11 protein-coding genes are annotated in these 11,996 nt (G+C 44.3%); all 11 read left to right on the plus strand.

Going from position 1 to position 11,996, the window contains the following annotated elements; genetic code table 11:
* Positions 1-10: 10 nt before the first annotated feature.
* On the plus strand, positions 11-178 hold the full coding sequence (locus AB1F57_RS04500) for a GNAT family N-acetyltransferase (RefSeq protein ID WP_367986155.1): 168 nt from the start codon (positions 11-13) through the stop codon (positions 176-178).
* Between the two features lie 385 nt (positions 179-563).
* Positions 564-941 carry a RidA family protein gene (locus AB1F57_RS04505; protein ID WP_167785672.1) on the plus strand — a complete coding sequence of 126 codons (378 nt, stop codon included), beginning with the start codon at positions 564-566 and terminating at the stop codon, positions 939-941.
* Positions 942-963: 22 nt separating this feature from the next.
* Entirely contained in the window at positions 964-1,851 is an 888-nt protein-coding gene (gene rapZ / locus AB1F57_RS04510; RefSeq protein WP_367986156.1) for an RNase adapter RapZ, read from the plus strand.
* A complete protein-coding gene (locus AB1F57_RS04515; protein WP_367986157.1) occupies positions 1,848-2,822 on the plus strand; it encodes a YvcK family protein in 975 nt (324 codons plus the stop codon). The genes rapZ and AB1F57_RS04515 overlap by 4 nt, the downstream gene beginning before the upstream one ends.
* Positions 2,819-3,730, plus strand: a complete 912-nt coding sequence (whiA, locus tag AB1F57_RS04520; RefSeq protein WP_105138242.1) for a DNA-binding protein WhiA — start codon at positions 2,819-2,821, stop codon at positions 3,728-3,730. The genes AB1F57_RS04515 and whiA overlap by 4 nt, the downstream gene beginning before the upstream one ends.
* A gap of 278 nt (positions 3,731-4,008) precedes the next feature.
* Positions 4,009-7,275 carry an N-acetylmuramoyl-L-alanine amidase gene (locus AB1F57_RS04525; RefSeq protein ID WP_367986158.1) on the plus strand — a complete coding sequence of 1,089 codons (3,267 nt, stop codon included), beginning with the start codon at positions 4,009-4,011 and terminating at the stop codon, positions 7,273-7,275.
* The gene (locus AB1F57_RS04530) at positions 7,248-7,793 is read left to right on the plus strand and encodes a glycoside hydrolase family 73 protein (RefSeq protein WP_367986159.1); all 546 of its coding nucleotides are present in this window, start codon (positions 7,248-7,250) and stop codon (positions 7,791-7,793) included. Before AB1F57_RS04525 ends, AB1F57_RS04530 begins: the two co-directional genes overlap by 28 nt.
* Before the next feature lie 123 nt (positions 7,794-7,916).
* Positions 7,917-9,071 (plus strand): beta 1-4 rhamnosyltransferase Cps2T, encoded by a 1,155-nt coding sequence (gene cps2T / locus AB1F57_RS04535; RefSeq protein ID WP_367986160.1) that lies wholly within the window; start codon positions 7,917-7,919, stop codon positions 9,069-9,071.
* Entirely contained in the window at positions 9,061-9,990 is a 930-nt protein-coding gene (locus tag AB1F57_RS04540; protein ID WP_167785669.1) for a glycosyltransferase family 2 protein, read from the plus strand. The genes cps2T and AB1F57_RS04540 overlap by 11 nt, the downstream gene beginning before the upstream one ends.
* Positions 9,991-9,992: 2 nt before the next feature.
* Positions 9,993-10,799 (plus strand): ABC transporter permease, encoded by an 807-nt coding sequence (locus AB1F57_RS04545; RefSeq protein ID WP_167785668.1) that lies wholly within the window; start codon positions 9,993-9,995, stop codon positions 10,797-10,799.
* A complete protein-coding gene (locus AB1F57_RS04550; protein WP_167785667.1) occupies positions 10,799-11,995 on the plus strand; it encodes an ABC transporter ATP-binding protein in 1,197 nt (398 codons plus the stop codon). The genes AB1F57_RS04545 and AB1F57_RS04550 overlap by 1 nt, the downstream gene beginning before the upstream one ends.
* The last annotated feature ends 1 nt before the right edge of the window (position 11,996 follow it).

Below are 11,996 nucleotides of genomic sequence, written 5' to 3' on the forward strand. Positions count from 1 at the left end.
AGCCCAGGTCTTGGTAGCTGAAAATGAGCAGGCCTGTCTGGGCTATATTACTCTTGTCAAATGTCCCAAGAAGGGGCGATTTTCTCAGACAGGTATTCCTGAAATTGTCGATTTTAATGTCTTTGAACATTTTCAGGGTCAGGGAAGTGGCTACAGATTATTGGATGCTATCTGCTAACTTGTATCCGATTTTACATCCCAGATAGGGATAGGTGTTGGTCTGAATGCTCATTGTGGCAAGGCTCAGAAACTTTATGTGCAAAACGGATTTATTCCGGATAGGACTGGTGTTTGGTATGAGGGCAGCCCTATGGCAATTGGAGCTTCTGCTTACAACGACGATAACCTAGCTCTGTATTTTATCAAGCCACTGGAAACATGATATCATGCTGTATTGAGATGTTAATAGAAAAAATGAGAAGCTCTAGATAAGGTTGGAATCCATGTCCAGCCTTTTTTGTTACATAAAATCTCAGGGATTGTCCATGGAAAGAATTCCCAAAACTACCTCAATCCTAGCAACCTATGCTATAATAGATTTAGAAAACCAAAGGAGATATACTATGAAAACTATTCACACAGACAAAGCACCAGCAGCTATCGGCCCGTACGTTCAGGGTAAGGTCGTAGGCAATCTGCTCTTCGCATCAGGCCAAGTCCCCCTTTCACCAGAAACGGGTGAAGTGGTTGGTGAGACCATTCAAGAACAGACCGATCAAGTCTTGAAAAATATTGCAGCCATCCTAGCAGAAGCTGGAACAGACTTTGACCACGTTGTCAAAACGACTTGTTTCCTCAAGGATATGAATGATTTTGTAGTTTTTAATGAGGTCTATAAAACAGCCTTCTCATCCGATTTTCCAGCCCGCTCAGCTGTAGAAGTTGCTCGCCTGCCACGTGATGTGAAGGTTGAAATCGAAGTCATCGCCGTTGTTGAATAAATCAGAAAAAGGAGGTCTAGCCATGGCAGATAAACTCCAACTAGTTATCGTGACCGGGATGTCGGGAGCCGGTAAGACAGTCGCTATCCAGTCCTTTGAGGACCTGGGCTACTTTACCATTGACAATATGCCACCGACCCTATTGCCGAAATTTATCGAGCTGATCCATGCCAGCAAGGACAATAACAAGATTGCCCTGGTTGTCGACATGCGGAGCCGGTCCTTCTTTGCGGAAATCCGTGAAGTTCTAGATGACCTGGAAACCGCAGAAGACCTGGACTTCAAGATTCTCTTCCTGGATGCCACGGATAGTGAATTGGTGGCCCGCTATAAGGAGACCCGCCGTTCTCACCCTCTGGCTGCAGATGGCCGAGTTCTTGACGGTATCAATCTAGAACGCGAACTTCTAGCTCCCTTGAAAAATATGAGTCAGAATGTGATTGATACCTCGGATTTGACACCGAGAAACCTACGTATGGCCATCTCTGAGCAATTCGCTAGCCAGGACAATCAGCCGTCTTTCAGGGTGGAAGTCCTATCCTTCGGATTTAAGTATGGCCTACCTCTGGATGCGGACCTGGTCTTTGACGTGCGTTTCTTGCCAAATCCATATTACAATCCCGAGCTGCGCAATCTGACAGGGATGGACCAGCCGGTTTACGATTACGTTATGGACCACCAGGAATCCGAAGAGTTCTACGGCCATTTGATAAGCTTGATCGAGCCAATTCTGCCAGGTTACCAGAAGGAAGGTAAATCAGTTCTGACCATAGCCGTCGGATGCACGGGCGGTCAACACCGCAGCGTAGCCTTTGCCAAACGCCTAGCAGAAGACCTAGAGAAAAACTGGCTTGTCAACCTGAGTCATCGGGACAAAGACAAGCGGAAAGAGACGGTCAATCGGTCATGAGAAAGCCAAAGATTACGGTTATCGGAGGAGGAACGGGGATTCCTGTGATTCTCAAAAGCCTGCGCAACAAGGATGCGGACATTACAGCTATCGTGACGGTGGCAGATGACGGAGGCTCGTCTGGTGAGATTCGCCATGCCCTCCAGGTTACACCGCCGGGTGATTTGCGCAATGTCCTCCTGGCTATGTCGGATATGCCCAAGCTCTATGAGCAGATTTTCCAGTACCGATTTGATGCTAGCGACGGTCCCTTGGCAGGGCATCCGCTGGGCAATCTCATCATCGCTGGGATTTCTGAGATGCAGGGATCGACCTACAATGCCATGCGGCTCTTGACCCGCTTTTTCCATACGACAGGGAAAATCTACCCTTCCAGTGAGCATCCGCTGACCCTCCATGCCGTCTTTACTGACGGGACTGAGGTGGTCGGTGAAAGTAAAATTTCCAAGCATCCAGGCATGATTGGGCATGTATTTGTCACCAATATCTACAATGATCAAACCCCAACAGCCAGCCCGCAGGTAGTGGATGCCATTATGGACAGCGATTTGGTGGTGCTGGGACCTGGCTCCCTCTACACCTCTATACTACCTAACCTGATGATTCCCGAGATTGGACAAGCTCTCAAGGAGACCAAGGCGGAGGTGGTCTATGTCTGCAACATCATGACCCAGCGCGGGGAGACGGAGTTCTTCTCAGATGCTGACCACGCTGCGGTCCTCAATGCCCATCTGGCCTGTCGTTTTATTGACACCGTCCTGGTCAACATCGAGCCTGTGCCGCAGGACTACATGGATACCCACCAGTTTGACGAGTATCTGGTCCAGGTCAAGCACGATTTTACAGGGCTTCAGGACCAGGCGCGGCGCGTGATTTCGTCGAATTTTCTTCGTTTGGAAAATGGCGGAGCTTTTCACGATGGGGACCTTGTAGTAGAAGAATTACTCAGTATATTGCAGGTGCGGTCATGAGTTTTACGATACAAGTCAAGGAAGAATTGCTGATTCAGCCCAGCCAAAATAAGTCAGAGTTGTCGGCCATGATCAAGCTGGCAGGTAGTCTAGGTCTGGCATCATCAGGCTTGACCCTGTCCATTACGACTGAAAATGCCAAGATTGCTCGGCATGTCTATGAAATGCTCCAGACCTTTTACCAGATTAAGGCGGAAATCCGTCACCACCAACGGCAAAACCTTAGAAAGAATAGGATTTATTCTGTTCATATCGAAGACGGGGTCAATGATATTCTCAACGACCTCTATCTGGCAGATAGCTTTTTCGGCTTGGAGACGGGGATTTCACCGCTGGTATTGGAAAATGATTCCTGGAGCCAGGCCTATCTGCGTGGTGCCTTTTTGGCGGCGGGCTCTGTCAAGGACCCTGAAAAAGGCAAGTACCAGCTGGAAATTGCCTCGGTCTACAGCGACCATGCCCATGACTTGGCGGACTTGATGCAGAAATTTCTGCTGGATGCCAAGGTGATTGAACGAAAAAAAGGGACCATTACCTATCTGCAACGAGCCGAGGATATCATGGATTTCCTCCTAGTCATTGGGGCAGAAGAGGCAAAGACCGAGTTTGAAAATGTCAAGCTCCTGCGCGAGGCCAGAAACGATCTCAATCGTGCGACCAATGCCGAGGCGGCCAATATTGCCAAGACAGTCACTGCCAGCATGAAAACCATTAACAATATCAGTAAGATTATGGAGACTATTGGACTGGACCAGTTGCCTGGAGATTTGCAGGAAGTGGCCCAGCTCCGCATCCAGCATCCTGACTATTCTATCCAGCAATTGGCGGATAGCTTGACAAACCCGATTACCAAGAGTGGTGTCAATCACCGCCTGCGGAAAATTAATAAGATAGCTGAGGAATTGTAGGGAGTGGATAGCCTGTATTCAGGCTATTTTTTATGTAAAAATTAGCCCTTTACCAAACTGAGGTTCTGTAGGCAGTAAATTTTGTAGTAGAATGTTTAAACGAAATAATAGTTACAGAATAGTTGTTTATCATTGCAAGTTTTTCCTATATATGGTAGAATGTTGGCAGAAGTTTTTGTGCTCACAACAAAATGTGGTGTCGAATTGATATGGACGTTTTGGGACCAGATTTAGCTTGTGATTGTTGAAAGATATGTTTGTACACATAGGAGATTTATATGAAATTTGATCAAAAACAATGTTTTTCGATTCGGAAGTATTCATTTGGTGCTGCTTCTGTTTTATTGGCAACCGTGTCCTTTATGGCCGCTCAAACAGCATCTGCTGAGGAAGTGCCGGTTTCGTCAGATGTTAGTCCAGTGATTACGCCTTCAACATCAACGGTAGCGACAGCTCCTTCAGTTGATCCTATTGCTGCCACAGAAACTACGGTAACTACAGAAGCGACAGCGGAAGCAGTGACTCAACCAACTGACACGACAGGAACGACCTCTTTGAGATCGATGCCACAGTCAGGGAGCACCCAAGCTGTTTCAAATCAAGCAAGCCAAACGACGCCAGCTGTAGCATCAACAGAACCAGTAGCCCCAAATGTAGCACCTTCAGGTAGTTATGTCTTTACTCAGGCTACAGGTGTCAAGAGTGAGCCAAAGATTTCAAGTCCAGATTTGGCACGCTATGAAAAGGGGCAAACGGTTAACTATGACAGTGTGGTAACTGCGGACCAGCATAAATGGTTAAGCTACATTTCTTATGGTGGAAATCGACGCTATGTTTCTGTAGGAACGGTTGCGCCGACAACGCCCGTAAATACCCCTGTTCAGCCATCTGCATCTAGGACATCAGTATCCGGTGGTTCAGCATCTCAAGGGCAGTACAATGTCTTCAATAAAGTTGTCTACTTAGATGCAGGACATGGTGGTAGTGATCCCGGTGCCGTTTATTTTGGTAAAAATGAAAAGGATTTGAACCTACAGATTCAGAATCGTGTAAAATCAAAGCTTGAAGCGCAAGGTTTCCGAGTGGAATTGACTCGAACGGCAGATAGCTCTGTTGGTTTATTGCCGCGTTCTGAAAAAGCCAATCGAACTTCTTCAGATATTTTTGTAAGTATTCATTTTAATGCTTCGACGTCTCCTTCTGCTAATGGAATTGAGACTTACTATTATCAGTATTTTCCAGAGTATCCTGCGCGAATCAATAGCCAGTATCACAATGATGCTCAGCGCATAAATTTGAGTGCAAGTTTGGCAAACAGCATCCAATCTAATCTAATTACCAATACTGGTGCTCGAAACGGTGGAGTGATGCGGAGAACTTTCCAGGTCTTGCGTGAGACGACTGCTCCCGCGGTCTTGCTAGAGTTGGGCTATATGTCCAATAGTGCAGAGTCAGCAAAAATCTCGTCCGCAGCTTATCAGGAAAAATTGGTTGATGGAATTGTCAAAGGAATTTCTGACTATTATAAGAAACATGCAGGTCTGCCAGCAACGACCCCAGCGCCAAAACCAGCCGAAACTTCTAAACCGGCAACTACACCGGCAGTACCCAAGCCGGCCGAAACGCCAAAAGCAACCGTTATCGCAGGTAAGGTATCGGCTAGTGTTACCAATTCAGCAACAGGTTTCAACGTGGCACTTTCTAATGTTCCATCAACAGTTTCCAGTGTTGTAGTTCCAGTTTGGTCAGCTAATGGTGGTCAGGATGATATGAAGGTCTACCGTGCTAACCGTCAGTCAAACGGTCAATATACCTTTGCAGTAGCGACTAAGGACCATAAAAACGACACTGGCACTTACAATATGATTGTTTACGGACAAAATGTTCAGACTAGGAAGCTGGATACACTCCTCAGTGGCAGTCATAGCTATTCAGCTACCAGTCAATCATCGACTGCTCCAGCCGTATCTAAACCAGCCGAAGCTTCTAAACCGGTCTCTACACCAACAGTAGCCAAACCAGCCAAAACTTCTAAACCGGCAACTACACCGGCAGTAGCCAAGCCGGCCGAAACGCCAAAAGCAACTGTTGTCGCAGGTAAGGTATCGGCAAGTGTTACCAATACAGCAACAGGTTTCAACGTGGCACTTTCTAATGTTCCATCAACAGTTTCCAGTGTTGTAGTTCCAGTTTGGTCAGCTAACGGTGGTCAGGATGATATGAAGGTCTACCGTGCTAACCGTCAGTCAAACGGTCAATACACTTTTGCAGTAGCGACTAAGGAACATAAAAACGACACTGGTACCTACAATATGATTGTCTACGGACAGAATAGCCAAACAAGAAAGCTGGATACACTCCTCAGTGGCAGTCATAACTATTCAGCTACCAGTCAATCATCGACTGCTCCAGCCGTATCTAAACCAGCCGAAGCTTCTAAACCGGTCTCTACACCAACAGTAGCCAAACCAGCAGAAATTTCTAAACCGGCAACTACACCGGCAGTAGCCAAGCCGGCCGAAACGCCAAAAGCAACCGTTATCGCAGGTAAGGTGTCGGCTAGTGTTACCAATACATCAACAGGTTTCAACGTGGCACTTTCTAATGTTCCATCAACAGTTTCCAGTGTTGTAGTTCCGGTATGGTCAGTTAATGGTGGTCAGGATGATATGAAGGTCTACCGTGCTAGCCGTCAGTCAAATGGTCAATATACCTTTGCAGTAGCGACTAAGGACCATAAAAACGACACTGGTACCTACAATATGATTGTCTACGGACAGAATAGCCAAACTAGAAAGCTAGACACACTTCTAACTACCAAACATGATGTCAAATCAACGACCTCGCAAGCATCGCAACCAGCCAAACCGTCCCAACCTTCTACGCCTGCAACGACACCTGTAATAACAACTCCTCAAACGACAACGACTGCTCGCTCAAAGACAATCTTTATTGATCCAGGTCATGGTGGTCGAGATTCAGGGGCGTCTTATGGCGGAGTATATGAGAAAAATCTTGTTATGTCAGTTGCAAACAAGTTGAAAAATAATCTATTGCAAATGGGATACAACGTTTTGATGTCGCGTACAGGTGATGCTTATGTTGACTTTGTTACAGAACGTTCTCGCCGTGCAAATCAAAGTAATGCGGACTTGTTTGTTAGCTTGCACTTCAATGCCACTGGTGCGGGAATTACTAATGCAAGTGGTATTGAGACCTACTGGTATCAAGCTTATCCTGAGTACCAACCAAAAATCAATCAAGCCAAGCATAACGATCCAACACGATTAGCAGAGAGTCAGGTTCTTGCTAATAAGGTTCAAGCCAACCTGGTTCGCGAGACTGGTGCGGTAAACCGAGGTGTCAAACGAAATACATTTGCTGTACTTCGCGAGACAGCAATTCCTGCTGTTCTTGTTGAGATGGGCTTCATGGATAACCCAACAGAGCTTCAAAAAATCAAACAAGATTCTTATCATGTTCGATTGGCAAAAGCTTTAGCGCAAGGAATCAATGAATGGTATGGTGCAGTTGGGGGAAAGTAGTTGTTTCTGAACAAGGCACAAATCTCCGTCAGTCATCTAATGACACTCTTGTTCAGACATCAAAAAATCAACAATTATTTATCAATAGCCTTGTATCAGCTGCTAAAACCACGGGTCTAGTTCCGAGTGTGGTAATGGCCCAGGCTATTCTTGAGTCAGCATGGGGCACATCTCAATTGGCTACCCAAGGGAAAAACCTTTTTGGAATCAAGGCAGACGCCTCTTGGAAAGGTAAGACGGTATCAAAACAAACGACAGAGTTCCGTAATGGAAAAGCAGTCCAAGAAACGGCACATTTTAGAGCCTATAACACCGTATCAGAAAGTATCCAAGATTACAGTAAATTCTTTACATCATCACCTTGGAGAACACAAAATTACAGAGCCTATACCCAGGCTAAAGATTATCAAACGGCAATTGCTGCTTTGCAAAAATCAGGCTATGCAACAGACCCAAAATATGGAGAAAAATTGCTGTCCTTGATTCAAAGATATGGATTGAATAAGTTTGATAACTAAGGATTTTACCCGTAGGATAAGTCATCGTTTTTGATGGCTTTTTCTGTGTTGCCTAATGTCAAAATAGCGGATTACCTGAAAAAATGCTATAATAGAAAGAACTGCAGTTAAATGGAGAGGGTTATGCAACACGTTTTTATTATAGGCAGCCGTGGCTTGCCTGCAAAGTATGGTGGCTTTGAGACCTTCGTCCAGCAACTGGTCAGTCACCAAAGATCAAAAAATATACAATACCATGTGGCTTGTTTGTCCGATACCAGCCATCAGGAACATTCGACTTATTTGGGGGCGGATTGCTTTACCATCAATCCTCCTAAATTAGGTCCGGCCCGCGTTATCGCCTATGACATGATGGCCATTTCCTACGCTCTGCGCCTGGTCAAGGACCAGCAGATGCAGTCCCCGATTTTCTATATTTTGGGAAATACCATAGGTGGTTTCATAACTCCTTTTGCCAAGAAAATTAAGGATGTTGGCGGTGTTTTATATGTCAATCCTGATGGTTTAGAATGGAAACGTGCCAAATGGCCCAAACCTGTACAGGCTTATCTGAAACATGCTGAGAAAGCGATGGCCAAGCAGGCCAATCTCATCATTGCAGATAATGAAGGCATAGAGGACTATATTCAATCAGCCTATCCGGGGACTAAGACCACATTTATCGCTTACGGGACTGATTTGAGTCAGACCAGTCTGACTAGCCAATCAGAGCAAGTACGGCAGGCTTTTGCCAACTGGTCCATCCGCGAAAAGGATTATTATTTGATTATTGGGCGTTTTGTTCCTGAAAATAATTACGCGACAGCTATCAAGGAGTTCATGAAGTCGAGCACCCAGCGTGATTTGGTTATCGTAGCCAATCATGAAGGCTCTGCCTATTTCCAAAAGCTAAAGGAAGAAACGGGCTTTGAGAGAGATGCGCGAATCAAGTTCATCGGGACGGTCTATGATCAGGATTTACTCAAGTATCTGCGGCAGGAATGTCGCGCTTATATTCATGGGCATGAAGTGGGTGGAACCAATCCAAGTCTTTTAGAGGCGCTAGCTCAAACGAATGAAAATCTTGTTTTAGGTGTGGATTTCAATCGCAAAGTCGCACAAAATGGCGCTCGCTATTGGACCAAGGAAAGTGGAAATCTAGCTCAACTAATCGATCAAATTGATGGACAAGAAGAGGCAGTCGAGCTAGGGCAGATTGCTAAAGAGCACATGCGAAAGGACTATACTTGGGAGAAAATTGTCCAACAATATGAGGAATTATTTTTACATGAACGTTAACATACTCATGTCGACCTACAATGGTCAGGAGTTTTTAGCAGAGCAAATCCGCTCTATTCAGGCGCAGACTTTTACGGACTGGACGCTCTTGATACGAGACGATGGTTCTAAGGACAGGACACGCGAAATTATCGCTGATTTCGCCCAGCAGGATAACCGAATTCACTTCATCAATCCCGACAGCACCGAAAATCTAGGCGTCATCACAAGTTTTCACGCCTTGGTGCAATACCAGAGGGCTGATGTGTATTTTTTCAGTGATCAGGATGATGTCTGGTTACCAGATAAATTACAGGTGACTTTGGAGGCGGCTCAAGCCTATCCAGCCGATCAACCGCTCATGGTTTACACAGACTTAAAAGTTGTTAATCAAGACTTGCAGGTCATGAATGAAAGTATGATTCGCAGCCAGTCTCATCATGCCAATACCGAGCTGGTTCAAGAATTGACTGAAAATACAGTGACAGGCGGAACTAGCATGATTAACCAAGCTTTGGCTGAACTGTGGACGGTGACAGACGACATTCTCATGCACGACTGGTATCTAGCCTTGCTGGCCACAGCTTTTGGAAAATTAGTCTACATCAACCAGCCTACGGAATTGTACCGGCAGCATGCTGAAAATGTCTTGGGAGCTAGAACCTTGTCCAAGCGATTCAAAAAATGGATTCGGCCCCATGTACTTTTCTCCGTTTACTGGGACTTGATTCACAATAGTCAAAAGCAAGCAAGTCATCTGCTGGCTCTGCCCTTGGCGCCAACCGATAGAAATCTGGTCGAGGCCTTTGTGACTATAATGGATAAGCCTATGCCAGAACGCTACCGAATATTGAAAACATATGGATTGAGGAAAAACAAAGCCTTTCACACACTGGTATTTACCAGCCTCATCCTAACCAAATTTGCTTATAAGGAATAAATATGAATTTATTTAAAAAAGAAAATCAGATACTACTTAGAGAAATGGTTAAGACTGATTTCAAATTACGGTATCAGGGCTCGTTAATTGGCCATTTGTGGTCGATATTGAAGCCATTACTTTTATTTGCTATCATGTATCTGGTCTTTGTACGTTTTCTTCGCTTTGATGACGGAACTCCGCATTACGCAGTAAGTATTTTACTCGGAATGGTTACATGGAACTTTTTTACAGAAGCGACTAGTATGGGTATGATGTCAATTGTTTCTCGTGGAGATCTATTACGTAAATTGAATTTCTCTAAGGAAATCATTGTCTTTTCATCTGTTGCAGGAGCATCGATTAATTATGCTATCAACCTTTTAGTTGTGTTGACTTTCGCACTCATCAGCGGTGTTCCATTTTCTTGGTCTATCTTGGTGATTATTCCACTATTTTTTGAGCTGGTCTTGCTTGCAACGGGTGTTGCATTTATTTTGTCTACCTTGTTTGTAAAATACAGAGACATCGGCCCCATTTGGGAGGTCTTTTTACAGGCTGGAATGTATGCGACTCCGATTATCTATTCGCTGACCTTCATTATCCAGCGTGGGCAAGAAACAGTTGCCAAGTTTATGATGCTCAATCCAATCGCACAAATTATCCAAGATTTGCGTCACTATATCATCTATTCTGGTAGTATGACCATTCGTGATTTAGTTGCCAATCCAGCGATTGTAGCTATTCCGTATGTCCTGCCAGTAGTGGTGTTTATACTTGGTTATGCGATTTTTACTAAAAATGCTAAGCGTTTTGCGGAGATTTTATAATGACTGATAAAAAAATAGCTGTAAAGGTGGAGCATGTTGGGAAATACTTTAAGCTCCCGACAGAAAGCACACAGAGCTTGCGTACAGCACTGGTTAATCGATTTAAGGGAATTAAGGGTTACAAGGAGCAACATGTCCTCAAAGATATTACCTTTGAAGTAGAAGAAGGTGATTTCTTTGGGATTGTTGGCCGCAATGGTTCTGGCAAATCAACCCTTCTGAAGATTATTTCTCAGATTTATGTTCCAGAGACAGGTAAGGTAACGGTCAATGGGAAATTGGTTTCCTTTATTGAACTCGGTGTTGGATTTAACCCAGAGCTAACAGGTAAGGAAAATGTCTATCTGAATGGTGCCATGCTCGGTTTTACTACCGAAGAAATTGACGCCATGTATGATGATATTGTAGACTTTGCTGAGTTGGAAGAGTTTATGAATCAAAAACTCAAAAACTACTCAAGTGGTATGCAGGTTCGTCTAGCCTTCTCAGTGGCTATCAAGGCTCAGGGAGATATACTGATTCTGGATGAGGTCCTGGCCGTTGGTGACGAAGCCTTCCAGCGCAAGTGTAATGACTATTTCCTAGAGCGTAAGAAAAGCGGTAAAACTACGATATTGGTAACCCATGATATGGGTGCAGTCAAGAAGTATTGTAACAAGGCTGTTTTAATTGAAAAAGGTTTGGTGAAAGCATATGGGGAACCAGACCAAGTTGCGAATCAATACAGTTTTGATAATGCTAATCAAGTAAAAACAGATGAAGGAGAGCTTGTAGAGGAAATTCAAGTAGGTGATTTGAAAGTTAATCTATTAACGGATGGTCAAATACAGCCAGGTGGTGAGATTACGTTTGAAATTAGTTACAAAGTTATTGCTGATATTCAGACTTATATTGCTTTTTCATTAACTGATGTCGATAGAAATTTTTGGATTTATAATGACAATTCATTAGATTTTATGACTAATGGTAAAGGGAAAAAGAGTGTGCGTTATACGTGCTCTATTGATAATGTCAATAACTTAAAAATGAAATTGCAAGTTTCTGTCCGTGATAGTAACGATAAGATGGTTGCTTTTGCCAATCAAGAAAACACTCCAATAATTATGGTATCTAGAAATGATATTCATCATACGGATACTTCTGCTTTAGATTCAGCAACTGGTATGATCCAGAGAAATGGTACATGGAAATTTTAAT

Source organism: Streptococcus nasisuis (genome assembly GCF_040836615.1).
In the GTDB taxonomy this organism is placed as follows: domain Bacteria; phylum Bacillota; class Bacilli; order Lactobacillales; family Streptococcaceae; genus Streptococcus; species Streptococcus suis_V.

Bases quoted from the DNA above. Each gene is read 5' to 3' on its own strand.
- AB1F57_RS04525 (WP_367986158.1), top strand. From the start codon at position 4,009: ATGAAATTTGATCAAAAACAATGTTTTTCGATTCGGAAGTATTCATTT.
- AB1F57_RS04550 (WP_167785667.1), top strand. From the start codon at position 10,799: ATGACTGATAAAAAAATAGCTGTAAAGGTGGAGCATGTTGGGAAATAC.
- AB1F57_RS04540 (WP_167785669.1), top strand. From the start codon at position 9,061: ATGAACGTTAACATACTCATGTCGACCTACAATGGTCAGGAGTTTTTA.
- whiA (WP_105138242.1), top strand. From the start codon at position 2,819: ATGAGTTTTACGATACAAGTCAAGGAAGAATTGCTGATTCAGCCCAGC.
- AB1F57_RS04545 (WP_167785668.1), top strand. From the start codon at position 9,993: ATGAATTTATTTAAAAAAGAAAATCAGATACTACTTAGAGAAATGGTT.
- AB1F57_RS04505 (WP_167785672.1), top strand. From the start codon at position 564: ATGAAAACTATTCACACAGACAAAGCACCAGCAGCTATCGGCCCGTAC.
- rapZ (WP_367986156.1), top strand. From the start codon at position 964: ATGGCAGATAAACTCCAACTAGTTATCGTGACCGGGATGTCGGGAGCC.
- cps2T (WP_367986160.1), top strand. From the start codon at position 7,917: ATGCAACACGTTTTTATTATAGGCAGCCGTGGCTTGCCTGCAAAGTAT.
- AB1F57_RS04515 (WP_367986157.1), top strand. From the start codon at position 1,848: ATGAGAAAGCCAAAGATTACGGTTATCGGAGGAGGAACGGGGATTCCT.
- AB1F57_RS04530 (WP_367986159.1), top strand. From the start codon at position 7,248: ATGGTATGGTGCAGTTGGGGGAAAGTAGTTGTTTCTGAACAAGGCACA.